Source organism: Micromonospora saelicesensis, from assembly GCF_900091575.1.
Classification (GTDB): domain Bacteria; phylum Actinomycetota; class Actinomycetes; order Mycobacteriales; family Micromonosporaceae; genus Micromonospora; species Micromonospora saelicesensis.
On record NZ_FMCR01000001.1, the window covers coordinates 38,726 to 64,345 of the forward strand.

At 72.8% G+C, this 25,620-nt stretch carries 25 protein-coding genes and 3 tRNA genes; 11 read left to right on the plus strand and 17 right to left on the minus strand.

Features of this window, described 5'->3' with window-relative positions; genetic code table 11:
* Nucleotides 1–130 precede the first annotated feature (130 nt).
* Nucleotides 131–592, minus strand: a complete 462-nt coding sequence (locus GA0070561_RS00165; RefSeq protein WP_091393078.1) for a GNAT family N-acetyltransferase — start codon at nucleotides 590–592, stop codon at nucleotides 131–133.
* A gap of 29 nt (nucleotides 593–621) precedes the next feature.
* On the minus strand, nucleotides 622–1,611 hold the full coding sequence (locus GA0070561_RS00170; protein ID WP_091393081.1) for a thiamine-phosphate kinase: 990 nt from the start codon (nucleotides 1,609–1,611) through the stop codon (nucleotides 622–624).
* A gap of 96 nt (nucleotides 1,612–1,707) precedes the next feature.
* Here GA0070561_RS00170 and GA0070561_RS00175 point away from each other — a divergent pair, with 96 nt between their 5' ends.
* Both GA0070561_RS00175 and GA0070561_RS00180 read left to right on the plus strand, forming a co-directional pair.
* Nucleotides 1,708–1,941 carry an Lrp/AsnC ligand binding domain-containing protein gene (locus GA0070561_RS00175; RefSeq protein ID WP_030487446.1) on the plus strand — a complete coding sequence of 78 codons (234 nt, stop codon included), beginning with the start codon at nucleotides 1,708–1,710 and terminating at the stop codon, nucleotides 1,939–1,941.
* 9 nt (nucleotides 1,942–1,950) lie between these two features.
* Nucleotides 1,951–2,634: a DUF3515 family protein gene (locus GA0070561_RS00180; protein ID WP_091397062.1), complete on the plus strand. Its 684-nt coding sequence runs from the start codon at nucleotides 1,951–1,953 to the stop codon at nucleotides 2,632–2,634.
* 54 nt (nucleotides 2,635–2,688) lie between these two features.
* Here GA0070561_RS00180 and GA0070561_RS00185 read toward each other — a convergent pair whose 3' ends face one another.
* Both GA0070561_RS00185 and GA0070561_RS00190 read right to left on the minus strand, forming a co-directional pair.
* Nucleotides 2,689–3,789: a D-alanine--D-alanine ligase family protein gene (locus GA0070561_RS00185; RefSeq protein ID WP_091393084.1), complete on the minus strand. Its 1,101-nt coding sequence runs from the start codon at nucleotides 3,787–3,789 to the stop codon at nucleotides 2,689–2,691.
* 195 nt (nucleotides 3,790–3,984) lie between these two features.
* Nucleotides 3,985–4,203, minus strand: a complete 219-nt coding sequence (locus GA0070561_RS00190; RefSeq protein WP_030335309.1) for a hypothetical protein — start codon at nucleotides 4,201–4,203, stop codon at nucleotides 3,985–3,987.
* A gap of 278 nt (nucleotides 4,204–4,481) precedes the next feature.
* Here GA0070561_RS00190 and GA0070561_RS00195 point away from each other — a divergent pair, with 278 nt between their 5' ends.
* The gene (locus GA0070561_RS00195) at nucleotides 4,482–5,327 is read left to right on the plus strand and encodes a helix-turn-helix domain-containing protein (RefSeq protein WP_091393087.1); all 846 of its coding nucleotides are present in this window, start codon (nucleotides 4,482–4,484) and stop codon (nucleotides 5,325–5,327) included.
* A 5-nt stretch (nucleotides 5,328–5,332) separates the two neighbouring features.
* Nucleotides 5,333–5,533 (plus strand): DUF397 domain-containing protein, encoded by a 201-nt coding sequence (locus tag GA0070561_RS00200; protein WP_091393091.1) that lies wholly within the window; start codon nucleotides 5,333–5,335, stop codon nucleotides 5,531–5,533.
* A 41-nt stretch (nucleotides 5,534–5,574) separates the two neighbouring features.
* Here GA0070561_RS00200 and GA0070561_RS00205 read toward each other — a convergent pair whose 3' ends face one another.
* From GA0070561_RS00205 to GA0070561_RS00225, 5 genes are all read right to left on the minus strand, one after another.
* Nucleotides 5,575–6,624, minus strand: coding sequence for an ROK family protein (locus tag GA0070561_RS00205; protein ID WP_091393093.1), 1,050 nt, complete (start codon nucleotides 6,622–6,624; stop codon nucleotides 5,575–5,577).
* A 187-nt stretch (nucleotides 6,625–6,811) separates the two neighbouring features.
* Nucleotides 6,812–7,597 (minus strand): putative protein N(5)-glutamine methyltransferase, encoded by a 786-nt coding sequence (locus tag GA0070561_RS00210; protein ID WP_091393095.1) that lies wholly within the window; start codon nucleotides 7,595–7,597, stop codon nucleotides 6,812–6,814.
* Between the two features lie 144 nt (nucleotides 7,598–7,741).
* Entirely contained in the window at nucleotides 7,742–8,860 is a 1,119-nt protein-coding gene (locus GA0070561_RS00215) for a cystathionine gamma-lyase (protein ID WP_091393098.1), read from the minus strand.
* Nucleotides 8,861–8,868: 8 nt separating this feature from the next.
* Nucleotides 8,869–9,876 carry an NAD(P)H-dependent glycerol-3-phosphate dehydrogenase gene (locus GA0070561_RS00220; RefSeq protein WP_091393100.1) on the minus strand — a complete coding sequence of 336 codons (1,008 nt, stop codon included), beginning with the start codon at nucleotides 9,874–9,876 and terminating at the stop codon, nucleotides 8,869–8,871.
* Nucleotides 9,877–9,943: 67 nt separating this feature from the next.
* Nucleotides 9,944–10,681 (minus strand): lysophospholipid acyltransferase family protein, encoded by a 738-nt coding sequence (locus GA0070561_RS00225; protein ID WP_091393103.1) that lies wholly within the window; start codon nucleotides 10,679–10,681, stop codon nucleotides 9,944–9,946.
* A gap of 128 nt (nucleotides 10,682–10,809) precedes the next feature.
* Between GA0070561_RS00225 and cofC the strand changes: the two genes are divergently transcribed.
* Genes cofC through GA0070561_RS00250 form a run of 5 tightly spaced genes read left to right on the plus strand, consistent with a single transcriptional unit; the run spans nucleotide 10,810 to nucleotide 16,542 of the window.
* On the plus strand, nucleotides 10,810–11,457 hold the full coding sequence (gene cofC / locus GA0070561_RS00230; protein ID WP_091393106.1) for a 2-phospho-L-lactate guanylyltransferase: 648 nt from the start codon (nucleotides 10,810–10,812) through the stop codon (nucleotides 11,455–11,457).
* 58 nt (nucleotides 11,458–11,515) lie between these two features.
* The gene (locus GA0070561_RS00235; protein ID WP_030335323.1) at nucleotides 11,516–11,713 is read left to right on the plus strand and encodes a cold-shock protein; all 198 of its coding nucleotides are present in this window, start codon (nucleotides 11,516–11,518) and stop codon (nucleotides 11,711–11,713) included.
* A gap of 54 nt (nucleotides 11,714–11,767) precedes the next feature.
* Entirely contained in the window at nucleotides 11,768–14,131 is a 2,364-nt protein-coding gene (locus GA0070561_RS00240) for an RNA degradosome polyphosphate kinase (RefSeq protein WP_091393109.1), read from the plus strand.
* 24 nt (nucleotides 14,132–14,155) lie between these two features.
* Entirely contained in the window at nucleotides 14,156–15,676 is a 1,521-nt protein-coding gene (locus tag GA0070561_RS00245; RefSeq protein ID WP_091393114.1) for a CYTH and CHAD domain-containing protein, read from the plus strand.
* Nucleotides 15,664–16,542, plus strand: a complete 879-nt coding sequence (locus GA0070561_RS00250) for an NUDIX hydrolase (protein ID WP_091393118.1) — start codon at nucleotides 15,664–15,666, stop codon at nucleotides 16,540–16,542. Before GA0070561_RS00245 ends, GA0070561_RS00250 begins: the two co-directional genes overlap by 13 nt.
* A gap of 28 nt (nucleotides 16,543–16,570) precedes the next feature.
* Here GA0070561_RS00250 and GA0070561_RS00255 read toward each other — a convergent pair whose 3' ends face one another.
* From GA0070561_RS00255 to leuC, 4 genes are all read right to left on the minus strand, one after another.
* Nucleotides 16,571–18,535 (minus strand): endonuclease/exonuclease/phosphatase family protein, encoded by a 1,965-nt coding sequence (locus tag GA0070561_RS00255; protein WP_091393121.1) that lies wholly within the window; start codon nucleotides 18,533–18,535, stop codon nucleotides 16,571–16,573.
* 162 nt (nucleotides 18,536–18,697) lie between these two features.
* Nucleotides 18,698–19,366 (minus strand): HU family DNA-binding protein, encoded by a 669-nt coding sequence (locus GA0070561_RS00260; protein WP_208603662.1) that lies wholly within the window; start codon nucleotides 19,364–19,366, stop codon nucleotides 18,698–18,700.
* A gap of 172 nt (nucleotides 19,367–19,538) precedes the next feature.
* A complete protein-coding gene (gene leuD, locus GA0070561_RS00265; RefSeq protein WP_091393128.1) occupies nucleotides 19,539–20,126 on the minus strand; it encodes a 3-isopropylmalate dehydratase small subunit in 588 nt (195 codons plus the stop codon).
* A 14-nt stretch (nucleotides 20,127–20,140) separates the two neighbouring features.
* On the minus strand, nucleotides 20,141–21,586 hold the full coding sequence (leuC, locus tag GA0070561_RS00270) for a 3-isopropylmalate dehydratase large subunit (RefSeq protein ID WP_091393130.1): 1,446 nt from the start codon (nucleotides 21,584–21,586) through the stop codon (nucleotides 20,141–20,143).
* 49 nt (nucleotides 21,587–21,635) lie between these two features.
* Between leuC and GA0070561_RS00275 the strand changes: the two genes are divergently transcribed.
* A complete protein-coding gene (locus tag GA0070561_RS00275; protein ID WP_091393133.1) occupies nucleotides 21,636–22,322 on the plus strand; it encodes an IclR family transcriptional regulator in 687 nt (228 codons plus the stop codon).
* A 234-nt stretch (nucleotides 22,323–22,556) separates the two neighbouring features.
* On the opposite strand, the gene GA0070561_RS00280 is transcribed toward GA0070561_RS00275, so the two are convergent.
* From GA0070561_RS00280 to GA0070561_RS00295, 4 genes are all read right to left on the minus strand, one after another.
* Nucleotides 22,557–22,629: transfer RNA gene (locus GA0070561_RS00280), tRNA-Glu, on the minus strand.
* 173 nt (nucleotides 22,630–22,802) lie between these two features.
* A tRNA-Glu gene (locus tag GA0070561_RS00285) sits at nucleotides 22,803–22,875 on the minus strand.
* A gap of 134 nt (nucleotides 22,876–23,009) precedes the next feature.
* Nucleotides 23,010–23,081: transfer RNA gene (locus GA0070561_RS00290), tRNA-Gln, on the minus strand.
* A gap of 108 nt (nucleotides 23,082–23,189) precedes the next feature.
* Nucleotides 23,190–23,993, minus strand: a complete 804-nt coding sequence (locus GA0070561_RS00295) for a fumarylacetoacetate hydrolase family protein (protein ID WP_091393135.1) — start codon at nucleotides 23,991–23,993, stop codon at nucleotides 23,190–23,192.
* A 174-nt stretch (nucleotides 23,994–24,167) separates the two neighbouring features.
* Between GA0070561_RS00295 and GA0070561_RS00300 the strand changes: the two genes are divergently transcribed.
* Nucleotides 24,168–25,586, plus strand: coding sequence for a hypothetical protein (locus GA0070561_RS00300; protein ID WP_091393138.1), 1,419 nt, complete (start codon nucleotides 24,168–24,170; stop codon nucleotides 25,584–25,586).
* Nucleotides 25,587–25,620 lie beyond the last annotated feature (34 nt).

Genomic DNA, 25,620 nt, shown 5'->3' on the forward strand with positions numbered 1-25,620 from the left:
CCCACCTTTTCGTTCGGCTCAGCCGGCGGACCCCGAGGGTCCGCCGGCTCTGTCGTGTGCCTGGGCAGACGCGCCGCACACCGGCCCGCCGAGGCCTGGCACACCGGCCTGGCCGGGCTCGGTGCGCAGGTCAGAGCGTGCGGCCGAAGGAGATGCAGCCCTCCGCGTCCTTGTAGAAGCCGAAGTTCGGGATCCGCTCGTACCCGGCGGAGCCGTACATGGCGATCGCCTCGGGCTGCTTGTCGCCGCATTCCAGGACCACCCGCTTGCGGCAGTGCTCCCGCGCGGAGCGCTCGACGGCCGCCAGCACCGCGCGGGCCACCCCGCGCCCCCGTGCCGCCGGGGCCGTGTACATCCGCTTCAGCTCCGCGGTGTCCGCGCCGTGGCTGCGCCAGCCACCGCAGCCGACCGGCTCGCCGGCCAGATAGGCCACCAGGAACGCGCCGTCGGGCGGCTCGAACTCGGCCGCGTCCACCGGGGTGTCGTCGCCGGTGCCGCCGTAGCGGGCACCGAGGTCGGCCAGTGCGGCGTGGATCAGGTGCTGTGCCACCGGTGCGTCGAACCGCACCGCCCGGATCTCGATCTCACTCACGGTATCCAGGGTACGGCCGCGGGCGGGCCTCACCGGAAGTGGTCCCAGCCGACCGGGCCGTCGTAGGCGATGCCGTCGACCGTCACGCCGGCACCGTCGGTGACCAGGCCGATCGGCCTCCAGCCCGACGGCAGGACCACCGCCGGGGGGAAGGTCGCGGCCAGCGCGTGGTCGTCGCCACCGGCGAGGATCCAGGTGTACGGGTCGACGCCGAGTGCCTGCGCCGCGTCCGCCATCTGCCGGGGCACCTCGAACCCGTCGCGGCGTACGTCGATCGCCACCCCGCTGGCCGCCGAGACGTGTCCGAGGTCGGCGAGGAGCCCGTCCGACACGTCGATCATGGAGGTGGCGCCGAGCTGGGCCGCTTGCGGGCCGGCCTGGTAGGGCACCTGCGGCCGCCGGTACGCCTCGACCAACAGCCGGGGGGTACGGAAGCCCCGGGTCAGCACGGTCAGCCCGGCCGCCGCGAACCCGGTGCGCCCGGCCAGGGCGAGCACGTCCCCCGGCCGGGCGCCCGAGCGCAGCACGGGCGGACGGCCCGCCAGGTCGCCCAGCGCGGTGACCGCGACGGTCAGGGTGGGACTGGCCGACATGTCCCCGCCGACGACGCTCGCGCCGACCGTCGCCGCCTCCGCGGAGAGCCCGTCGGCCAGCTCCTCCGCCCATGCGGTGTCCAGGTCCGCCGGCATGCAGAGAGCGACCAGCAGGGCGGTCGGCGTGGCACCCATCGCCGCGATGTCCGCCAGGTTGGCGGCTGCCGCCCGGTGCCCGACGTCACGGGCCGATGACCAGTCCCGTCGGAAGTGCCGCCCGTCGACCAGCACGTCGGTGGAGGCCGCCACCCGGCCGTCCGGCGCCGCCACCACCGCCGCGTCGTCGCCCGGGCCGAGCAGGGTCGTCGGCCCGTGCGACAGTCGGGCGGTGATTCTCCCGATCAGCCCGAACTCCCCGATCCCGGACACGCCGACGCCACCGCCGGCGTTCCGCCCGTGCTGCCCGGCTCCGCCGTGCTCGCTCACCGCTGCTCCTTGACGACCGATAGGGATCAGACCTGGTCCGTAAGGTAGTTTCACCCTTCGGGCCGCTCCCGGGCGGCGACGGACGGAGGTCGAGTCGTGGTACAGGCGTACATCCTCATCCAGACCGAGGTCGGCCGCGCACGTGACGTGGCGGGTCTCATCGCGGACATCCCCGGCGTGGTACGCGTCGACGCCGTCACCGGGCCGTACGACGTGGTCGTCCTCACCGAGGCGAACACCGTTGACGAGCTCGGCAAACTCATCGTCAGCAAGGTGCAGATGGTGCCCGGCATCACCCGCACCCTCACGTGTTCGGTGGTGCGGCTGTAAGTGGACGAGATGACGACCTCCTCCTCGGCTCTGGACGACGACGGGGCGCGCGACGCGGCCGACGGGACGTCCGAGCCGGCTGACGGTAACCGCGAGTCGACCGATCCCGCCGCCGCCGCGCCGGCCGGCCGCGATCGGACCATGCGTGGCGCGGCCCTGCTGGCCACGTTGATCGCGCTGCCGATCACGCTGCTGGTGGCGGTGCTGGCCTTCAGCAAGCTCAGCCCGGACACGCCGGCCGCCGCGCCGACGCCCTCCGCGACCACCGCCCGGGTGCAGTCCACCACCCCGGTGGAGATGGCCGCCCCGGCGCTGGCCGCCCGCCCGGCCACGGTCTGCCGGGCCCTGCTCTCCCAGCTTCCGGCGAGCATCCGCGACCTGGCTCAGCGGCCGGTCACCGCCGGCCCGGAGCAGAACGCCGCCTACGGCGACCCCGCGCTCACCGTGGCCTGCGGCGGCACCGAGCCGGCTTTCCCCAGCACCGACGAGGTCTGGACGGTCAACCGGGTCTGCTGGCACCTGGCCGAGCAGGGCGACGCGGCGGTCCTCTCCACGGTCGACCGGGAGACGCTGATCACCGTGCGCGTCCCGCGCTCGTACGAGCAGCCGTTGCAGTGGTTGCCGACGATCTCCAGCACCATCGTGGCGAGCGTGCCCTCCGGCGGCGCGATCCCGTCCGGCTGCCAGCGCTGAACTCGAACCGACTCCGCCCGCGCCGGCTGACCTGCGCGGGCGGGGTCGTACGGCTCAGTGCAGGCCGACGCCGCGGCGCTGGGCGGTACGGATCAGCCGGTTGACCAGCTTCGGGTACTCCAGGCCGGAGGCCGCCCACATCCGCGGGAACATCGACGTCGGGGTGAAGCCGGGCATCGTGTTGATCTCGTTGAGGTAGACGTCCAGCTCGGGAGTGACGAAGAAGTCGGCCCGGGCCAGACCGGCGCAGTCCAGTGCGGTGAACGCGCGGACCGCGTACTCCTGCACCTGGCGGGTCACCTTCTCCGGCAGGTTGGCCGGAATGTCGTACTCGCAGGAGTCGTCGAGGTACTTCGCCTCGAAGTCGTAGAAGTCGTGGTCGGCGACGACCCGTACCTCGGCCAGCACGGACGCCTCGGGCGTGCCACCGGCCTCGCCCTCCAGCACGCCGCACTCGATCTCGCGGCCGACGATCGCGGCCTCGATGATGACCTTCGGGTCGAACTGCCGGGCGGCGGCGACCGCCGCGTCCAGCTCGGCCCAGTCGGTGACCTTGCTGACGCCGAACGACGACCCGGCCCGGGACGGCTTGACGAAGACCGGCAGGCCGAGCCGCTCCTTGTCCTGCTCGCTGAGCGTCATGCCGTTGCGCAGCACGGCGTACGTGCCGACCGGGATGCCCTCGACGGCACAGAGCTTCTTGGTGAACTCCTTGTCCATGGCGGCCGCGGAGGCGAACACGTTCGCCCCGACGTAGGGGATGCCGGCCATCTCCAGCATTCCCTGGATGGTGCCGTCCTCGCCGTAGGTGCCGTGCAGCACCGGGAAGACGACGTCCACGTCGGCCAGCGCCCGGGGGCCCTCGGTCGGGTCGAGCACCATCAGGCCGTTGCCGGTGGGGTCGGCGCGCAGCACGATGTCGTCGCCCGAGTCGGCGGTGATCTCCGGCAGCTGACGGGCGTTGATCGCGAGCTGGGCGGGGTCTCCGTTGGTCAGCACCCACTGGCCGGCCCGGGTGATGCCCACCGGCACCACCTCGAACTCGTCCGGGTCGAGTGCGCCGAACACGCTGCCGGCGCTGACGCAGGAGATGCCGTGCTCCGGGCTGCGGCCGCCGAAGACGATCGCCACGCGGGTCTTGCCTGGGGTGGTCACTCCGGTCACCTCTTCGTACGCGACTGCGGCTGGTCGTGCTCGCCGGTGGCGCTCACCCGGTTGACCTTACTGTGCGTGGCCACCGGGCGAGGCGATACCCGGCGAGCCATGGCACGACACGGCAAACGGTCAGCAGAGGATATACGGTGTGTAATCGGATGGTAGCGGTGCCACAGACCGCTGACCTGGGGCTGCTCAGTCCCGGGAGTGCCGGCGGCCGACCGCGATCACCTTCACCCGCTGCCGACCGGCCCGCACCATGCCCAGCGCCATGAACGCTCCGGCGATGCGGTCGGCGGCCTCCCGGCTGCTGGCACCGACGACCTGCCGGCGCCGTTCCGGCGCGACCCGCTCGTTGCGGTTGACGCCCTCGACGGGGCGCACGTCGGTGAGCACCACGAGGAAGCGGGTCATCGCACGCCGCCCGAGGGTACGGCGGGGGGCTCCGGGCGGGTTCGCACGTCGTCTCCTTCCGGCAGGCCGGGATGGAGGGGCGGCACGCGACGATCGGGTACGGGGGAGAAACCCGATCGCCGCGCGCCCCATCCCCTCCGGTCGCTCACCACCACCGTCGCCACGACAACCGGCGGTGAGGACGCCATCACAGATTGACACGTGTATAGGCGTGAATGCAACTCCCATCGACGTTCTCTCATGCAGACGTTCCCGCAAATGTATGCGACCATCGATGCATGGCACCGAAGACCGCCCGCGCCCGCCGGCTCGGCATCGCCCTGCGCCACCACCGGGAAGCCGCCGGGCTGACGCTGGAGACCGCGGCGGATGAGATCAACAGCACCCGCAGCACCCTCTCCCGCTACGAGAACGCCCAGACCCTGATCAGTCCGGCCACCGTGCGCGCCCTGCTCACGTCGTACGGGGTGAGTGCCGAGGAGGTGGCCGCCGCGGTGCAGCTCGCCAAGGACGCCCGCAAGCCCGGCTGGTGGGTGTCGTACTCCTACCTGCTGGATCCGCGCACCATCGACTTCATTGCGCTGGAGGCCGAGGCGACCGCCATCGCCAACTTCGAGCCCTCGGTGGTGCCCGGCCTGTTGCAGACCGCGGACTACATCCGTGGCGTGATGCGCGGCGGGCCGCACACCCTCGGCGACGACCTGGTGGAGCAGCGGGTCAAGATCCGGCTCGACCGACAACAGCGGCTCACCGCAGACCAGCCGCCCATCCTCGACGCGATCATCGACGAGGGCGCGCTGCTACGGCCGGTCGGTGACCAGTCGGTGATGAACGGGCAACTACGGCACCTGGTCAAGATGGCCGAGTTGCCGAACATCAGCGTCCAGGTGATCCCGCTCTCCGCCGGCTACCACCGGGGCACCCGGGGTTCCCTGCACATCCTCGAGTTCGCCGACCCGGAGGACCCGATCATCGCGTCGGTGGAGACCGTTGCGGGTCAGATGATCCTCGACCGCGCCGGCGAGACGCGTACCTGCACCAAGATCATGGAGCATCTCCGAAGCGTGGCGCTCAGCCCGGCGGACAGCCGCGAGATGCTCCTGTCAGTCCTGAAGGGACGGTAGGACCGATGACCCCGATGATCACAGCGGCCTTGGCCGCGGCGCCGTGGCGCAAGAGCAGCTTCAGCGGCGACGAGGGCGCCTGCGTGGAGGTGGCCGCGATCCCGCAGCTCGTGGCAGTCCGCGACTCCAAGGACCCGGCCGGCCCGGCCCTGCTGTTCCCAACGGCGGCCTGGGCCGCCTTCGCCCAGGCGCCACCGCAGCGCTGACCAGAGGTGCCGAGCCGGTGCGGGCCGAGGCCCGCGCCGGCTCAGGCAACCAGCGGGCGTGGCTCCGGAACGGCGCGTAGCGCCTCCAGCGCGGCGATCGCGACGCCTCGGGCACCGGCCATGTCCCGATCCGGTACCAGGGCGAAGGTGGCCACCGCCGCCTGCTCCTCGCGGAGCACTGTGTGCTCGCGGACCGTCGCCAGGAACCAGTCGCGGAACTCCGGTGCCGCCTCCACCACCCCGCCTCCGACGAAGTACGCGTGCGGGTCGGTGAAGTTCGCGGCGACGGTGAACAGCCGCCCCAGCGCCATCGCCTGCTGGGTGAAGAGGTCCCGCGCGAGGGCGTCCTCACGCTCGCCGTACCCCCGGACCAGCTTGGCCGCCCGGGCCACCGGCTCGGCCGCGAGCGGGTGGTCGGGGTACCGGGTCAGCCAGTACGGCAGCAGGTTGCGTTCGATGCCGGTCAGCGAGGCGACGCTCTCGACATCTCCGGTGAAGCCGCAGGCGCAGGTGGGCTCCGGCTGGCCCGGGCCGAGCAGCCCGCTGAGCGGGATGTGCACGTGGCCCAACTCCCCCGCCATCCCGGCCGCACCGGCGATCACCCGACCGCTCTCGACCACACCACCGCCCAGGCCGGTGCCGACGATCGCGGACACCGACGAGCGGTTCATCGCGTCGGCGCCGAAGTAGACGTGGTGGGCGTAGAGCGCGGCCGCGTTGCCGTCGTTGTGATAGATCACCGGCAGCCCGAGCCGTCGCTCCAGCGCCCCTCGCACGTCGAAGCCGCGCCAGGCCGGCTCGGAGAAGTTGGTGGAGCCCCGCGATGAGATGACGCCCTCGGCGCTGGCCGGGCCGGGAGTGTCCAGCCCGACCGCCTGGACCAGGTCACGCGGCACGCCGGTCTGCGCCAAGGCGCCGTCCAGCGCCTGGGCCAACGCCTCGATCGCCGCCTCCGGCCCGGCCCGCACCTCGCTGGGGATCTCCAACAGCCCGTCCACCAGGAAGCGGCCGTCCACCGTCAGCACGGTGGCGTTGTTGCTGGTGCCGCCGTTGTCCAGCCCGACGACCACCGGCACCCCTGCGCTGCCCACCGAAACCGCCTCCCGCCGTCATGAGTGTGAGCCGAGGCTAGTGCCAACCCCCCTCCCCCGCCATGCCGGACGGCCGCACCCTCCCCGCGATCTTGCACTTACTGTCCCGACACAAGGGGCATCCCACTCATCCCGACAACCGAAACTGCAAGATCGCGCGGGTGAGGGTGGGGTGGGGTGGGGTGGATCAGGGGCGGCGGGCGAAGACCGCCGTGGCGTCCAGGTCTTCGTCGTGGCGCACGGTTGGCACCAGGCCGGCCGCGCTGAACGCTTCGCAGAGTGTGTCGACCTGGGTGGTGCCGGCTTCGACCACCAGGTGGCCGCCGGGGGTCAACCACCCGGCGGCGTCGGCACCGACACGGCGCAACACGGAGAGCCCGTCCGGGCCGCCGTCGAGCGCCACCGGGGCCTCGTGCAGCCGCGCCTCCGGCGGCATCAGCGCGACCGCGTCGGTCGGCACGTACGGGGCGTTGGCGACCACCAGGTCCAGCCGACCCCGCCACTGCCGGGGCAGCGGCGCGAAGAGGTCGCCCTCGTACACCTCGGCGTCCAACCCGACGACGTTGCGGCGCGCACACGCCACGGCCGCCGGGTCGATGTCGGCGGCGGCCAGCCAGCGTGGCGCGAGTCGGTGCGCCAGCGCGACGGTGGTGGCCCCGGATCCGCAGCACAGGTCGACCACGGCCGGAGCCGTGCCGGTCAGTTCGGCCGCCACCTCGACCAGCAGAGCGGTCCGGGCCCGGGGCACGAAGACGCCCTCGTCGAGGGCTATCCGCCGGCCGCAGAACTCCGCCCAGCCGAGCAGGTACTCCAACGGTTCGCCGGCCACCCGACGGTCGGTCAGGTCGGCCAACGCCGCCGGACTGCGCGCGGCGGCCAGCAGCAGCTCGGCCTCGTCCTCGGCGTACACGCAGCCGGCGGCCCGCAGCCGGCGTACGAGGGCAGGACGGTCGGTGGGGAACGGTGGTGCCATGGGAATCCTCCGGGAAACGCTCGCCGGCGCTCCCGCTGCCGCTATCGCGGCAGGGACACGGGAGGAAGCGCCGGTCCTGTCTGTTGGCGGATCGGACTCACCTCCTCCGGTCGCGGCCACCGGTGCGGCCGCCGACACCCTAACTCAGACCGGGCCGGCGGCGGCGAGCGCGGCGGCGATGTCGGCCACCAGGTCCGCGGTGTCCTCCGCGCCGCAGGAGAGCCGGACGAAGCCGGGAGCGGTGTCGTCGCCCCACTGCGCCCGCCGGTCCGCAGTGGTGTGCAGGCCACCGAAGGAGGTCGCCGCCGCCACCAGCCGGGCAGCCTCGACGAATCGGCCCACCCGGTCGGCGTCGCCCAGGTCGAACGAGAGCACCCCCGGTATCCGGCGCATCTGCGCCGAGGCCACCGCGTACGCCGGGTCGTCCGGCCGTCCCGGCCACCGCAGGCCGGTCACGTCCGGCCGACCGGCGAGCAGGTCGACGACCGCGGCGGCGTTCGCGCTCTGCCGCGCCAGCCGCAGGTCGAGAGTGGCCAGTGACCGGTGGGCCAGCCAGGCGTCGAACGCGCCCGGAACCGCCCCGGTGGTGGTACGCCAGGTCGTCACCGCGTCGATCAGCTCGGCGGACCGGCTGGCCAGGTAGCCCAGCAGCAGGTCGGAGTGACCGGTGAGCGCCTTCGTGCCGGAGGCGACCACCAGGTCGGCACCGAGATCCAGCGGACGCTGACCGAGCGGGGTGGCGGTGGTGTTGTCCACCGCGAGCAACGCGCCGGCGGTGTGTGCCCGCTCGGCCAGCGCCGCCACGTCGACCACGTCGAGGCCCGGGTTGGCGGGCGTCTCCACCAGCACCAGCCGGACGCCCTCGAACGACGGGTACGGCCCGACGGTCGGCGCGAACAGCACCCGGACGCCGATCGCCTCCAGCACATCGGTGGCGAACGCCCGGACCGGGAAGTATCCGTCGGTGGGGAGCACCACGGTGTCCCCCGGCCGTAGCAGGGTGAGCAGCAGGCCGGTGATGGCCGCCTGACCGGTCGCGAAGACCCGGCAGTCACCGCCCTCCAGCTCGCCCACCGCCGCCTCCAGCAGCCGCCGGGTCGGGTTGTCGGGGCGGCCGTAGCCGTTCGGCGACGTGCCCTGACCCGCAAACGGATCGAGGTGGTACGGCGCGGCGAAGACCGGCCCGGGTAGGAACGGCTCCCCCGGTGCCGGCTCGGGCAGGCCAGCACGTACGCAGCGGGTGCCGTCTCCCCAGTCGCTCATCGGGTTCCTCACTCGTACGACTCGGGTTTGGCGGTGCGGCTCATCAGGGTCTCCACGGCGAGGCGCGGGTCCATCCCCTCGTGACAGATCCGTTCGACGTGCTCGGTGATCGGCATCTCCACGCCGTGCGCCCGGGCCAGGTCGCGGATCGCCAGGCAGCTCTTCACGCCCTCGGCGGTCTGCCGGGTGGCGGCCTGGGCCTGCTCCAGCGTCTCGCCCCGGCCCAGATGCTCGCCGAAGGTGCGGTTGCGGGCCAGCGGGGACGAGCAGGACGCGACCAGGTCGCCCATGCCGGCGAGGCCGGCGAAGGTGATCGGGTCCGCGCCGAGCGCCACGCCCAGTCGGGCCGTCTCGGCCAGCCCACGGGTCATCAGCATGGCCCGGGTGTTGTCGCCGAAACCCATCGCGGTGGCGATGCCGTACGACAGGGCGATCACGTTCTTGACCGCCCCGCCCAGCTCACAGCCGATCACGTCGTCGTTCGTGTAGGGGCGCAGGTACGGCGTCCGGATCGACGACTGGACGAGCGTGGCGCGGGCGCTGTTCGTCCCGGCGACCACTGTCGCGGCCGGCTGCTCGGCGGCGATCTCCGGGGCCAGGTTCGGGCCGGACACGACGACCACCCGGTCCGCGGCGACCCCGGCGGTCTCCACGATGACCTCGCTCATCCGCTTGGTGGTGCCCAGCTCGATGCCCTTCATCAGCGACACCAGGGTGGAGTCCGGGTGCAGGTGCCCGGCCCATTCGGCGAGGTTGCCGCGCAGGGTCTGCGACGGCACGGCCAACACCACCACCTCGGCGCCGGTGATCGCCTCGGCGGCGTCGGCGGTGGCGGTGACGCGGGCCGGGAGCAGCAGGTCGGGCAGGTACTCCGGATTACGGCGCTCGGTCCGGATGCTCTCGGCGACCGGCGCCCGGCGGGCCCACACCGTCACGTCCCGCCCCGCATCCGCGAGGATCTTGGCGAACGCGGTGCCCCAGGAACCGGCACCGAGCACCGCGACGTGACCGCTCATGCCACCGCTCCGCTTCGCTTCGCGGCGGCCTGGACGGCACCGCTGCCGAGCCCGACGATTCGCTCGCTCATGCCGCGTCGTCCCGCTGCTCGCGGCCGACGGAGGACCGGACCGGTCGCTCCCACAGTGGCGGCGGGGTACCGCCACGGATCTCGGCGAGCATGTCCCGCAGCCGCAACATGATGGTGTCCGTCATCTCCTCGAGGGTGGCCCGGGTCGGCTGGGCGTCCGCCCACCGGCTCAGGTCGATCGGCTCCCCGGCGGCAACGGTCACCGGGATCCGGGGGCGCAGGCTGACACGGGTCGTCCGCGGGTCGAAGATCCGTTCCGGCCCCCACATCACCACCGGTACGACAGGGGCGCCGGTGGCCAGGGCCAGCCGGGCCGCACCGGTCTTGGCCTTCATCGGCCAGAGCTCCGGCTGTCGCGTGGTGGTGCCCTCAGGGTAGATCACGACCGCGCCGCCCTCGTCGAGCGCGGCGACCAGTGCGTCCAGCGAACGGACGGCGTCGACGCTGCCCCGCTCGACCGGGATCTGCCGGCACCGGTGCAGGATCCAGCCGACCACCGGCACCCGGAACACACTGGCCTTGCCCAGGTACTGCGGCCAGCGCCCGGAGTCGTAGATGAAGTGCGCGGACACCAGCGGGTCGGCGTGGGAGATGTGGTTCGCCACGATGATCACGCCGCCGTCGCGGTGGAGATGCTCCTGACCACGCCAGGTACGCCGGGTCCAGACGGTCATCACCGGCTTCACCAGCCCCACGGCGAACCGTTGCCAGAACCCCAGCCTCCGCCGTGCCACTGTGCCTCCTCATCGCGCCCCGACCCCGCCGCGAAATCCCGCCCGCGACACCCGCAGCGGAAATCATGCCTGCTCGCCCCCGGTACGGCCAGCGAGGGGCCCGCCGTCCGGCTGGCAGGATTGCGGACGTGACTCAGCCGAGGTGGGCCGTGGTGGTGCCGGTGAAGCGGCTGGCCGTGGCCAAGAGCCGGCTGCGGGGCGCGCTGCCCGGCGTACCGCATGAGGAGTTGGCGCTGGCCCTGGCGGCCGACACGCTCCGCGCGGTGCTGGCCTGCCCGGCGGTCGCCGAGGCCCTGGTGGTGACCGACGACGACCGGGTGGCGGCGGCGGCGCGGGCCGCCGGCGCGCGGGTGCTGCCGGACGAGCCGGACGCCGGCCTCAACGCCGCGTTCCGGCACGGGGCGGCCAGGGTCCCCGCCGGGTGGGTGGCCGGGATCACCGCGGATGTGCCGGCGCTGCGCCCGGCCGAGTTGGCCGGTGCGCTGCTCGCGGCGCAGAACGGTCGACCGGGAGTACGCAGGTTCCTGCCGGACGCGCCCGGCGGGGGCACGGTGCTGCTCACCGCCGGCCCGGGTGTGCCGCTGGATCCGCGTTTCGGGGTGGGCTCGGCGGTCGCGCACGCCGCGAGCGGTGCGCTGCCGCTCGACGGCGACTGGCCCAGCCTGCGCCGGGACGTGGACACCGCCGCGGACCTGGCCGCCGCCGCCCGGCTCGGGCTGGGGCCGCGCACGGCCGCACTAATGGCCGCCGGTCGCCCCGCCCGCGCCACAGGCTGAGCCGCCCGGTCGGCTGAGCCCGCGCCACGGGGTGAACCACCGGGTGTACGGTGCCAGCATGCAGGGCACGGTGGCCAGCTACGACGCGGCGACGCGCAGCGGTGTCCTGCTGCTCGACGACGGCACCGAGATGCGTTTCCCCGCCCGGGCCTTCGACGCCTCGGGGCTGCGGCTTCTCCGGCTCGGGCAGCGGGTTCGCATCGACACCGATCCCGACGGCGAGGTCGTCCGGGTGACATTGCCGACGATGATCTGAGCCGGCGAGCCCAAGTTCATTTTGCGTTTACCGTAATCGGGTGATTATGAGCGGGTGAGCACCCCTCGCGAGCAACCGGTCCACCCGCCCGCCACCGACCTCCGCAACGGCTCCCGTACGCGCGGCACCGATGGGCGCTTCCGCCCGTCGCGCGCCGAACGTGCCGGTGCCGCCCGCGCCGACACGCTCGCCGACGATCCCGGTGCCGCCTCCTCCGGGCTGGACGAGGTCATCGACCCCGCCCCGAAGATCGCAGCGGACGGCCCGGCCGCCGGTGACGTCCACCAGGTCCTGCCCGACGACCTGCCGACCGGTGCCGCACCGGAGGACGACGACGAGCCGCCGGCGACCCCGCCGCTGCCGGAGGACCGGTTCCTCAACCGGGAGCTGTCCTGGCTCGACTTCAACGCCCGGGTGCTCACCCTCGCCGAGGACCGGCGCACCCCGCTGCTGGAGCGGGCCAAGTTCCTGGCCATCTTCGCCAGCAATCTCGACGAGTTCTACATGGTGCGCATCGCCGGGCTGAAGAGGCGGCTCTCCGCCGGCCTGCCGGTGCGCGGCGGGGACCGGTTGCCCCTGCGTACGCAGTTGGAGCTGATCGCCGAGCGGACCGCCGCGCTGGGCGCTCGGCACGCCGCCTGCTTCGTCGACGACGTGCTGCCCAAGCTGGCCGACGAGGGCATCCGCATCCTGCGCTGGGGCGAGCTGGGCGACGGCGAACGGGAGCGGCTGCGCACCTACTTCCGGGAACACATCTTTCCGGTGCTGACCCCGCTCGCGGTGGACCCGGCGCACCCGTTCCCGTACATCTCGGGACGGTCGCTGAACCTGGCGGTGGCGGTTCGTGACCCGGACGGCGGTTCGGAGCTGTTCGCCCGGGTGAAGGTGCCCAACAACGTCCCCCGCTTCGTCCGGGTGGACCGGGACCAGCCGGGCGTCCGGATGTTGCCGGTGGAGGACCTGATCTCGGTGCACCTGGGGCAGCTGTTCAGCGGCATGCAGGTGGTCGAGTGCCACCTGTTCCGGGTCACCCGCAACGCCGAGGTGGAGGTCGACGAGGACCGCGACGAGGATCTGCTCCAGGCCCTGGAGCGGGAGCTGGCTCGTCGGCGGTTCGGTCCCCCGGTCCGCCTGGAGGTCGCCGCGTCCATCTCCGACCACATGTTGGAGCTGCTCGTCCGCGAGCTGGACATGGACGACCAGGACGTGCTGCGGGTGCCCGGCCTGCTGGACCTGTCCGCGTTGTGGCAGGTCTACGGCGAGGCGGACCGGCCGGACCTGAAGGACCCGCCGTTCGTGCCGGCCACCCATCCCCGGCTCGCCGAGGGCGAGGTACCGCGCAGCGTCTTCTCCACCCTGCGCGACGGGGACATCCTTGTGCACCACCCGTACCACTCGTTCGCCACCAGCGTGCAGCGCTTCATCGAGCAGGCCGCCGCCGACCCGAACGTGCTGGCCATCAAGCAGACCCTCTACCGGACCAGCGGCGACTCCCCGATCGTCGACGCGCTCGTCGACGCGGCCGCCGCCGGCAAGCAGGTGGTGGTGCTGGTGGAGGTGAAGGCCCGCTTCGACGAGGTGGCCAACATCGGCTGGGCCCGCACGTTGGAACGCGCCGGCTGCCACGTGGTGTACGGCCTGGTCGGCTTGAAGACGCACTGCAAGACCGCGCTGGTGGTCCGGCAGGAGGGCAACCAGATCCGCCGCTACTGCCACATCGGCACCGGCAACTACCACCCGAAGACGGCTCGACTGTACGAGGACTTCGGCATGCTCACCGCCGACCCGGAGATCGGCGCCGACCTCACCGACCTGTTCAACGTGCTCACCGGGTACAGCCGGCAGACCGCGTACCGACGGTTGCTGGTCGCCCCGCAGGGCATCCGCAGCGGCCTCATCGAGCGGATCGAGCGGGAGATCTCACACGTCCGCCTGGGCATGCCCGGCCTGGTCCAGTTCAAGGTCAACTCCCTGGTCGACGAGGGGGTGACCGACGCGCTGTACCGCGCCTCCCAGGCCGGCGTCCACGTCGACCTGCTCATCCGGGGCATGTGCACGCTGCGCCCGGGGGTGCCGGGGTTGTCGGAGAACATCCGGGTCCGCTCGATCCTCGGCCGGTTCCTGGAACACTCCCGGGTCTTCCGGTTCGGCAACAACGGCGAGGCCGAGTTCTGGATGGGCTCGGCCGACCTCATGCACCGCAACCTGGACCGCCGGGTGGAGGCGCTGGTGCAGGTGAGCGACCCGATCGCCCGCGCCGAGTTGGACCATGTGCTCACCGCCGCGATGAGCCCCGAAGTGGACGCGTTCGAGCTGGCCGGCGACGGGACCTGGACCCGGCGTACCGGCGGTGACAACGCCGCCCGGGCCCATCTGCAGGAACTGCTGCTGCGCCGCGTCGGTGGCACGGCCAGCTGACCGCGCAGCGCATAGGCTGAGCTGATGGTCGAGGAGGAGCAGAAGTACGAGGTGGACGACGCCTACGTGCTGCCGGACCTGGCCGGCACGGCCCCGGCCGGCGGTCGGGTCCGGGCACTGCCACCGGTGACGCTGGTCGCCCGCTACCTCGACACGGTCGACCTGCGGCTGGCCCGGGCCGGTGCCTCGCTGCGCCACCGTCGGGGCGACGAGCTGCCCTGGACGGTGAAACTACCGACCGGGACGCCGGGCGTCCGGCACGAGATCTCCCGTGCCGGGCCGAAGGGGCAGCCGCCTCCGGAGCTGGTGGAGCTGGTCACCGTCCTGCACAGGGGGGCGCCGCTGGCCCCGGTGACAGTGGTGCGGACGGTGCGGCACGCGTACGAGGTGTGTGACCGGGCCGGCACGGTGCTCGCCGAGGTGGTGGACGACCGGGTGACAGTGCTCGACGACGCCGGCAGCACCACCGACACGTTCCGCGAGGTGGAGGTGGAGCTGAAGGCAGGTGACCGGAAGCTGCTCGACCGGGTCGGCGGGGTGCTGCGCGAGGCCGGCGCCCAGGGCGGGTCGTTCACGCCGAAGCACGTACGGGCGCTGGGCGCGACGGCGCAGGCCGATCCGGACCTGGTAGCGCCGGCCGGGCTGACCGCCGAGCCGAGCGCCGGTGACGTGGTGACCGAGGCGCTCCGCAAGGAGATCCGCCGGCTGTTGGCGCACGACCCGCTGGTCCGGCTGCGCGCCCCGGCCGCCGGTGGCGACACCGCGGTGCACCAGATGCGGGTGGCCTGCCGACGCCTGCGCAGTGATCTGCGCACCTTCAAACCGTTGCTGCGAAAGACCTGGTCCCGCCCGCTGCGCACCGAGCTGCGCTGGTTGGCCGACGTGCTCGGCGCGGCGCGCGACGCCGAGGTGCTGCGCGCGCGGCTGCGCCGTACCGCCGACGCCGATCCGCTGAGCCCGCTCGACCGGGGCGCGGTGGACCGTCTCGACGAGGTGCTCGCCGCACGGCAGCGGCAGGCACTCACCGCCATCGACGAGATGCTGCGCTCCGCGCGCTACCTGGCCCTGGTGGACTCCCTGGTGCTGGCCGCCCGCGCGCCCCGGTTCACCCGCCGGGCGGCAGCGCCCGCCGCGCAGGCGCTACCCGCGCTGGTGGCCCGCCCCTGGCGGCGGTTGACCGGGCCGGACGGCGTCGGCGGGCTCGACGCGCAGTCGCCGGACGACCGCTGGCACGCCGTCCGCAAGGAGGGCAAGCAGGCCCGGTACGCGGTCAACGCGGTGGCCCCGACGGTCGGCAAGGGCGCACGGCGGCTGTCCCGCGCACTCGGCCGGGTACAGGACGTGCTCGGCGAGCACCAGGACGCGGCGGTGGCGGCGGACACCTGGTTGGAGATCGCCGCCGAGCGACCGGACGACCACGAGCTGGCGGTCACCGCCGGGCGGCTGGCCGAGCGGGAACGCCAGTCGGTACGCCGGACGCGGGGTCTCCTCCCGGCCGCCTGGCACCGGGCCACCCGGCGACGGCGCACCAGTTGGCTGCCGTGACGGGCATCCGGGCGGCGGGCGGGGTGGCCTGGCGGCCGACCGACGACGGCGTACGCGTCTGCGTGGTGCACCGCCCCCGTTACGGCGACTGGACCCTGCCGAAGGGCAAGCTGGAGCCGGGCGAGCACGCGCTGGCCGCGGCGGTGCGTGAGGTGGCCGAGGAGGCCGACGTACGGGGCGTGCCGCAGGTGCGGCTGCCGTCGGTGCGGTACCGCAGCGAGGGGCAACCCAAGCTGGTCGACTACTGGTCGATGCTCGCGGTGGCCAGCGGCGGTTTCCAACCGGACACCGAGGTGGACGACATCCGCTGGCTCGCGGTGGACGACGCGATCCGGTTGGTCAGCTACCCGCACGACGCCGAGGTGTTGGCGGCGTTCGCCGCGCTGCCGTCGGTGACGGCGACGGTCGCGCTGGTCCGGCACGCGCACGCCGGTAAGCGGGCCACCTGGTCCGGCCCGGACGTCGGACGGCCCCTGGATGCCGAGGGGTGGGCCCAGGCGAGCACACTGGCCGAGCTGATCGCCCTGATCCGACCGGCCCGACTGGTGTCGGCGTCGCCGCGACGGTGTGTGCAGACACTCGACCCGACTGCCGCGTTGCTCGACCTGCCGATCGAGGTCTGCGGCGACCTGGACGAACCACAACCCGGCCAGCAGAGCGACGAGCAGATCCTGGCCACCGCCGCCCGACTTCTGGAGCTGGCCGGCACCGGTGGGCAGTCGGCGGTGTGCAGCCAGGGCAAGGTCCTGCCGGGCGCCCTGGAGCGGCTGACCGGCCGCACCGATGAGGACTTCACCACCCCGAAGGGCGGCGGGTGGCTGCTCGCCTTCGCCGCCGACCGGCTGCTGGCCACAGATCGCCTGTAGGGCCCGCGTTCGCACGGGCCCGACCTGGTCAGCGGGGCGGCAGGGTCAGTGTCACCGCGACCGGCAGGTGGTCGCTGGCCGTGCTGCGCGGCGCGACCGGATCGCCGGGGGTCAGGCCGGGCGAGACGAAGATGTGGTCGATCTGCTGGCGCGGGTCGTCCGCCGGGCTGGTCGCCAGTGGTCGGGCGGCGGCCAACGCGTCGACCAGGCTGGCCCTGGTGAACTCCGCGAACGCCTCGTCGCCCGGCTCGGTGTTCAGGTCACCCGCCACCACCAGCGGCCGACCGGCCGCGTACCGGGTGGCGAAGTCGGCGACCGCGCGGGCCTGGACCACCGGGCCCTTACCGGGCGGCGGTTGCAGGTGGGTGCTGACCACTGCGGTACGGACACCGTCGCCGAGGTCCAGCGTGACGGCGAGAGCCTGCGCTCCGGTGGGCGCGCCGACGGCGGCCAGCGGCAGGGTCCGCGGATCGCGTACCGGCCAACGGCTGAGCACCGCGTCACCCCAGACCGGGTCGGCGGCCGGCCCGAAGACGTACGGCATACCGAGCCGGTCTGACAACAGGTCCAGGGTGTCGTGCCCGCCGTTGAGCAGCCACGCCCGGTCCACCTCGCTGAGCAGCACCACGTCGGGCCGTTGCCGGTCGACGACCTCGGCGAGACCGGTCAGGTCGAATCGGCCGTCCAGCCCGAACCCCATCCGGATGTTGTACGCCACCACCGTCAACCGTTCCGGTGGGCCGTTCCGGTTGCTGGCCACCGGCACCTCGTCGGCGAGCACCGGTGCCAACAGGGCCAGCGCGGTGACCGCGGCGGCGGCCCGGAGCGGCGGAAACGGCCCGGGAAGCCGGTGGACGACGGGGCGGGCGGTGAAGGCCACGGCGGCGATCAGCACGGCCACCACCACTGGCACCGCCGCGTTGGGGTAGCCGAGGTCGTAGGCCGAGTAGTAGCCGACCGCCCCGAGCGCGAAGACGAGCATCCCGGCGGCGACCGCGTACCCCCGCCGGGAGGCGCTGCTGCCACCAGCGGTGTCGGCGCTCGCGGTGTCGCTGGCTGGCTGGCTGGCGTCGTCGGTCAGCGCGAGGCAGGCGCCGAGGCCGACCGCGGCGAGGAGGATGGCCGGCAGGAGCAGGTCGCCCCGGTCGAGGGCGAACAGCACAGCGCCGCCGAGCAGCGCCACCGGGCCGTACGCCCGGCCCCACCCACGGGGCGGCCGGGTCAACGCGGCGCACAGGAACCCGGCGACCGCCACCGGCACCGGCGCCAGGCCGAACAGCGGCGAACGAGCCACCCCGTCTCCGGCGACCAGGTACGACATCCCGGTCCGGGCCAGCGCCGGGGAGAGCGCCACCATTCCGGCCAGCAGCAGCGCCGGCCCGGCCAGCAGCCAGGCTCGGCCACCACCAGGGCCGGCAGGGGCGTCAGCGGGGCCGACAGGGGCATCAACGGGGCCAGCGAGGGCGTCACCTGCACCGCCGCGCTGGCCCGGTTGCGCCGTGCCGGCCAGGAACACCGCCACCGCGGCGGCGCTGAGCAGCCAGGCCACCCAGTCACCCCGCCAGACCAGGTCGACGGTGTCCAGCACCGCGTGCACTGCCGCGTTGACAGCGAACCCCAACGCCAGCCCCGGGACCGGGCGGTCGGTGTCGGCCGCGACGCCGACCAGCCAGACCAGCCCGGCGAGCAACCCGGCGGTGGCCAACCAGAGCTGCGTACGCCCGCCGGGAGCGGCGGTGAGCGCGAGCCGGGCGACGGCGAGCGCGACGGCGGCGACGACAGTCACCGGGCGGGCTCCGACCCGACGGACCACGGCGGGTGCGCCCATCGCGAGCACGAACCAGCCGAGGGCGAACGCCCCCATCAGCTCGGCCGGGGTGGACGCCGCCTGACCGAAGATGGTGATGATGCCGGGCAGCCAGACCCGCAGCACGTCGATGAGGAGGAGCACGCCCAGCGCGAGCGTGCCGGTGGTGAGCTGGCGGTAGCGCACCGGCGCCCCATTTCCCGTCGACGGGCCGGCCCAGGGGTGGCCGGCACGGCGATTCTGCGCGAGCGGGCCAACCCGGTCAACGGTCCCCGTACGCCGAAAAGCCGTCCCGGTACGCCGAAAGGGCGCCCACCCACTGGTGGACGCCCTTGCGGTACGGGTCGGTCAGCGCTTGCTGGCCGCCTTCTTGGCCGGAGCCTTCTTCGCCGGCGCCTTCTTGGCCGCCGTGCTCTTGCTCGCCGCCGCGGTGGTCTTCTTCGCCGCGGTCGACCGGGTCGCGGCGGTGGTCTTCTTCGCCGCGGTGGTCTTCTTGCTGGCGGCCGTCTTGGTCGCCGTGGTGGTCTTGCTCGCCTTGGCCGGGGCGGTCTTCTTGCTGGCGGCCGTCTTGGTCGCCGTGGCGGTCTTGCTGGCCTTGGCCGGGGCGGTCTTCTTGCTGGCCGCCTTCGCCGTGGTCGCCTTGGTGCCCGCCGCCTTGGCGGTGGCCGCCTTGGTGCCGGTCGCCTTGGCCGTGGCGGTGCTGGTGGTGGCCTTCTTAGTCGCCACCGTGGCCTTCGGCACCTTGCCGCTGGCCACCATCTCCTTGAACCCGGCGCCGGGGCGGAAGGTCGGGACTGACGTCTTCTTGACCTTCACCGCCTCGCCGGTACGCGGGTTGCGCGCTGTTCGCGCGCCACGCACACGCTTTTCGAATGCTCCGAATCCGGTGATCGCCACCTTCTCGCCCTTGGTGACCGCCGCCTGGACCTCGGTGAGGACCGCGTCGAGCGCGGCCGTCGCCATCTTCCGGTCCCCCAGGCGAACGGCGAGCGCCTCGATGAGCTCGGCCTTGTTCACGACTTCCTCCCGATTGTGCAACTGACTCGTTGCGAGCCATTCTGCGCGCACGGTATGCCCTGTGCTGTCGGGACACAAACATTCGGTAGAAAAAAGCCCTTGTGTCGTAACGGATTCACCCCCACCGGATGGCCCGATGGGGGTGAAATCCGCTGTGCGAGCGGCCTAACGGCTATGCCACGGAGGGCAGGAACGGCAGTCGCCGGGCCTCGTAGGAGTCGATGTCGGCGGCGTGGCGGAGGGTGAGTCCAATGTCGTCGAGGCCTTCCAGGAGGCGCCAACGGCTGAAGTCGTCCAGCGGGAACGACCAGCTCGCGTCCCCCGCCCGGAGCTGGCGGGCGGTCAGGTCGACGGTCACCGCAGTGGTGGGATCCGCCTCGACCAGGTCCCACAACTCTTCGACGGCTTTCAATTCCAACTCGACCGGCAACAGACCTTCCTTGAGGGCGTTGCCACGGAAGATGTCACCGAAGCGCGGGGCCACCACGGCGCGGAAGCCCCAGTCCCGTAGCGCCCACACGGCGTGCTCCCGGGAGGAGCCGGTGCCGAACTCCGGGCCGGCGATGAGGATCGACGCCCCGGAATAGTTTTCATCGTTGAGCACGAATGCCGGATCTTCCCGCCAGGCGCTGAACAGCCCGTCGGCGAAGCCCGTCCGGGTCACCCGCTTGAGGTACACGGCGGGGATGATCTGATCGGTGTCCACGTTGGACCGGCGCAGCGGCACTGCGGTGCCGGTGTGGGTGGTGAACTTGTCCATCTCGTCGGTCCCTTCTACAGGTCGGCGGGGGCGGCCAGCCGGCCGACCACGGCGGTGGCGGCGGCCACCGGCGGGGAGACCAGGTGGGTACGCCCGCCCCGGCCCTGACGGCCCTCGAAGTTGCGGTTCGAGGTGGAGGCGGAGCGCTCCCCCGGCTTCAGCGTGTCGGGGTTCATCCCCAGACACATGGAGCAGCCGGCGAACCGCCACTCGGCCCCGGCGTCGGCGAAGACCTTGTCCAGCCCCTCGGCCTCGGCGGCCTCGCGCACGGCGGCGGAGCCGGGCACCACGAGCATCCGTACGCCGTCGGCGACCCGGTGGCCACGCAGCACGTCGGCGGCGGCCCGTAGGTCCTCCAGGCGACCGTTGGTGCAGGACCCCACGAAGACGACGTCGATGGGCAACTCCCGCAGCGGGGTGCCGGGGCGCAGGTCCATGTACTCCAGGGCCCGGCGGGCGGCGGTGCGCTCCGAGTCGGTGGTGAACTCCTCAGGGTCCGGCACCGGGGCGCTCAGCGGCGCACCCTGCCCGGGGTTGGTGCCCCAGGTGACGAACGGGGTGATCCGGCTGGCGTCCAGGGTCACCTCGGCGTCGAAGCGCGCGCCCTCGTCGGTGGGCAGCGTCCGCCACCACGCCACCGCCGCGTCCCAGTCCGCGCCCTGCGGCGCGTTCGGTCGACCCTTGAGGTACGCGAAGGTGGTCTCGTCCGGCGCGATCATGCCGGCCTTGGCACCCCACTCGATGGACATGTTGGCGATGGTCATCCGCCCCTCCATGGAGAGGGCGCGGATCGCCTCGCCGCGGTACTCGACGATGTGCCCACGACCTCCACCGGTGCCGACCTGCGTGATCAGCGCGAGCACCAGGTCCTTGGCGGTCACGCCGGGCGCGAGCTGGCCGGTGACGTTCACGGCCATCGTCTTCGGCCGGCTCTGCGGCAGCGTCTGGGTGGCCAGAACGTGCTCCACCTCGCTGGTGCCGATGCCGAAGGCGAGCGCGCCGAAGGCGCCGTGGGTGGCGGTGTGCGAGTCGCCACAAACGATCGTCAGGCCCGGCTGGGTGAGACCGAGCTGCGGGCCGATCACGTGCACGATGCCCTGGTTGTCGTCGCCGAGCGGGTGCAGTCGCACCCCGAACTCGGCGCAGTTGCGGCGCAACGTCTCGATCTGCGTACGCGACGTGGGGTCCGCGATGGTGAGCAGGTCACCACGGCGGAGGCGGAACGCCGGGTCGGCGTACCCGGTCGGGGTGTTGTGGTCCTCGGTCGCGAGGGTCAGGTCGGTACGACGCACCCGGCGCCCGGCGAGCCGCAGCCCGTCGAACGCCTGCGGGCTGGTCACCTCGTGCAGCAGGTGCAGGTCGATGAAGAGCAGGTCCGGCTCACCAGCGGCGGACCGTACGACGTGCGCGTCCCAGACCTTCTCGGCCAGGGTCCTCGGCTCAGGAGTGACTCCCACCATCTGGACATCCTAAATTCTGGGAGGTAAGTTTCGGCTTGTGGGACACAGTATGAGCGGTGTCGGCGTTCTCGACAAGGCGGTGGTCATCCTGGCCGCCTGCGTGGACGGCGCCAGCCTGGCCGAACTCGTCGAACGCACCAAGCTGCCCCGGGCCACAGCACATCGCCTGGCCCAGGCCCTGGAGATCCACCGAATGCTGGTGCGTGACACCCAGGGCAGATGGCGGCCCGGCCCCCGGCTGGGCGAGCTGGCCAACGCCGCACCGGACGTTCTGCTGACCGCCGCCGAGCCGCTGCTGGCCGCGCTGCGCGACGCCACCGGTGAGAGCGCGCAGCTCTACCTGCGCCGCGCCGACGAGCGGATCTGCGTGGCGGCGGCGGAACGCGCCAGCGGTCTACGGGACACCGTTCCGGTCGGCTCGGTGCTGCCGATGACGGCCGGCTCCTCGGCCCAGATCCTGCTCGCCTGGGAGCCGCCGGAGGCGGTGATGCCGCTGCTGCCGCGCAGCAAGTTCACCGGCCGCACCCTCGCCGAGGTACGCCGTCGCGGCTGGGCGCAGAGCGTCGCCGAGCGGGAGGCCGGTGTGGCGAGCGTCTCCGCCCCGATCCGCGACCGCACCGGCCGGGTCATCGCCTCGGTCAGCATCTCCGGCCCGATCGAGCGCCTGGGCCGCCGCCCCGGCGAACGCCACGCCATGGCCGTAGTAAGAGCCGGCCAACGCCTGTCCGGCCTCTAACCCACCCCACCCCACCCCACCCCACCCCCGCCCCCTCCCCCCACCCCCACTCCCCCGCCCACCCTCGCCGACCTCGGTGATCAAGAGCTTTGCGTCACGACGCGCCGAAGCTGGTGACGCAAAGCTCTTGATCACCGGGAGCAGGGGCGAGCAGGGTGGGTGGGGACGGGGTTGGGTTGGGGTGTGGGCAACGAGAAAGGCTCATCTCGCGGGAGCGAGATGAGCCTTTGGTTGTAGCCCCGACCGGATTCGAACCGGCGCTACCGCCTTGAGAGGGCGGCGTCCTGGGCCGCTAGACGACGGGGCCAGAACTTTTCCGTTCACCACCCTCGCGGGCGGTGCGAATGTAGTCTAGCGGCACCGTACCCGGGCACGAGCGCGGGGTGCGCTGTCACCCGAGGGCCCGACGGAGGCCGGAACGGGCCCGGTGGCGGACACGAAACAGCCCGCCTCACGAGGTGAGACGGGCTGTGCACGCTGTAGCCCCGACCGGATTCGAACCGGCGCTACCGCCTTGAGAGGGCGGCGTCCTGGGCCGCTAGACGACGGGGCCAGAACAACTTTTGCTCCCCCACCTTACCGGTGGAGGAGCTGCACTCTACCGAAGACCACCCTCCGCCCCCGAGGGGGCGGAGTCGAACTCCGTCAGAATCCAGCGTCTGGAAATTCTCGCGAATTCCAGCAGCGCTGGGGTACCAGGACTCGAACCTAGACTAACTGAACCAGAATCAGTCGGGCTGCCAATTACCCCATACCCCATTGGCCCCTTGCGGCGCCGGGAGTGAACTTTACCCTCCCGGTGCCGGCAGGCCAAATCCGATCCCCCCGAACCACCCGTGAGCTGCGGAAACAGGGGCATCAGACGGATCAGGCGACGGGCACCACCGGGTTGGTGAGCTCGCCGATGCCGTCGATCCGCACGGTGACGGTATCCCCCTCGACAAGCGGGCTAACCCCGGCTGGAGTGCCGGTGAGAACGACGTCGCCGGGCAGCAGAGTCATGACGTGCGAGATGTACGACACCAGGCCCGGCACGTCGAAGACCATGTCCTTCGTCCGGCCGAGTTGGCGTACCTCCATCTCCTCCGGGTTGCGACCCACCTCACACCGGATCTCGAGGTCGGAGACGTCCAGCCCGGTGGTGATCCACGGGCCGATCGGGCAGAACGAGTCGAAGCCCTTGGCCCGGGTCCACTGCCCGTCCGAACGCTGGAGGTCCCGAGCGGTGACGTCGTTGGCGCAGGTGTAGCCGAAGATGGCGCGTTCGGCGGCGGCGCGGTCGGCGCGGCGCGCACCCGGCGCCCCGATCACGACCGCCAGCTCCGCCTCGTGCTCGACCTGCTTGGAGAAGATCGGCAGCCGGATGGCGTCCCGGGGGCCGATCACCGAGGTGGACGGCTTGAGGAAGAGCAGCGGCTCCTTGGGCACCTCGTTGCCGAGCTCGGCGGCGTGGTCGGCGTAGTTGCGGCCGACACAGACGACCTTGCTGGGCAGGATCGGCGAGAGCAGCCGTACGTCGGAGAGGGCCCAGCGGGCCCCACTGAAGGAGAGATTGCCGAACGGGTGGCCCTCGATCTCGGCGATGGTCAGGCCCTGTGGCCCGGCCTCCGCTTCGCCTTCGACGGCACCGAACGACATTCCCTTGGCATGGGCGAAACGAGCGATACGCACCCGGCCAATCTAGCGCCGCCGGCGCCCCAACCGGCCAGGACCGGCCGCCGGGTGTGCTCAACCCGTCAGCGCGCGGCACCCTACCGGAGCTGGAGGTGACCGGGGCGGACTTCTCGACTTCGTACCCGCACGGAGGCGACCCGCCCCTAGCGTCGGCTCCGGAGGTTCGTTCGTATGCCTGCATCGACACGACACCACAGAGCCCTCGCAGTGTTCGTGCACTGCCTCGGCATCCTCGCCGCCGTGCCGGCCCTGCCGTCGGCGGCTCCGGAGGCGGCGGCCGCGCCACGACCACCGGCCGCCACGCCACAACCAACGGCGGCCGCACCACCACCGGCCGCCACACCAGCACCAGCGGGAACCCGGCCGCCGGTGGCGATGGTCGCGCGCGTGACCGAGCCCACCCCGCCCTCGGCGCCACCGGCGATGGCACCACCGACCCGGGCACCGGCGTCGGCGCCCCCGCAACAGGTCACGGTGGCGGTGGCGACGGAGAGCAGCCCGGCACCGAGGTACCGGATCCAGGTGCGCAACGTGAGCAACTCGCCCCTGGAGACCACAGTGCGTCAGGAACTGCCGCCCGGTGCGTCGACGACCGCGATCAGCGGTGGTGGCCGGTCCACCCCGGCCGGCGGATCGGCCACCGAGGTGACGTGGCGGTTGCGGCTGCCCGCGCACAGCACCACCACCCTGGGCACCGCGCTCGCGGCGACCGCGCCGGGCCGGCCGCTGACCGCGCCGACCTGCGCGTTCACCAGTGACGGCAGCCGGCCGTACGACTGCGCCACGGCCACCTGGCAGGCGGCAGCGGCACCGGCGGCCGAGGTGACCGAGGCACCGCCGTGGCGCCGCTACCCGGTGCTGCTCGGCGGACTGGCGGTCCTGCTGCTGATCAGCGCCGCCCTGGTGTGGGTGTGGCGACGTCGGCGCGGGCGTCGGGTGACGGCTGCCGCGCTCTCCACCGGCGGCGGCGCCGAGGGTGGCCGCGGGACGGTCTACCCCCGCCCGGCAGCCCCGAGTCCGTTGCGGCGTCGGCGTACCCCGCCGGTCTGGATGTTGGTGGGCGCCGCCGTCGTGGTGCTGGCCGGTGTGGTCGGCACCGCGGGTTGGACGGCGACCCGGCAGGTAGCGGCGATCGACACGCAGAAGCAGCCCACCAGCGGCGCGTGGGTGGGCACCGGGGTCACCGGGTCGCTGGGCGTGCCGCTGCGCGAGTCGGCGTTCGAGTTCACCGTGTACCGGATGACCTGCGGTGCGCCCGGCACCGCCGGGAAGACCGACGGCGGCGGTGCCGGGCCGGCCAACGGGCGACGCTGCGAGGCCACAGTAGGTGTGCGCAACGTCACCGGGGACCACCAGCCCTGGCACAGCGAGCTGCAACGGGCGTACCTGCCCGGCGGGCGTTGGGTGAGCGCCGACGAGTCGGCCACCCGGACGGCGAACCTGGGTCGGGACGTCTTCGCCGACCCGATGGCGGCGGGCACCCGGATGGTGCTCCCGCTGGTCTTCACCGTCGACGGGCGGGAACCGCCCCAGCAACTGGAGCTGCGCAGCGGGGTGTTCTCCGCCGGGGTCCGGGTGCAGATGCCCTGACCGGTGTGCGGGCGGCGGTCGTACCCTGGGGTGC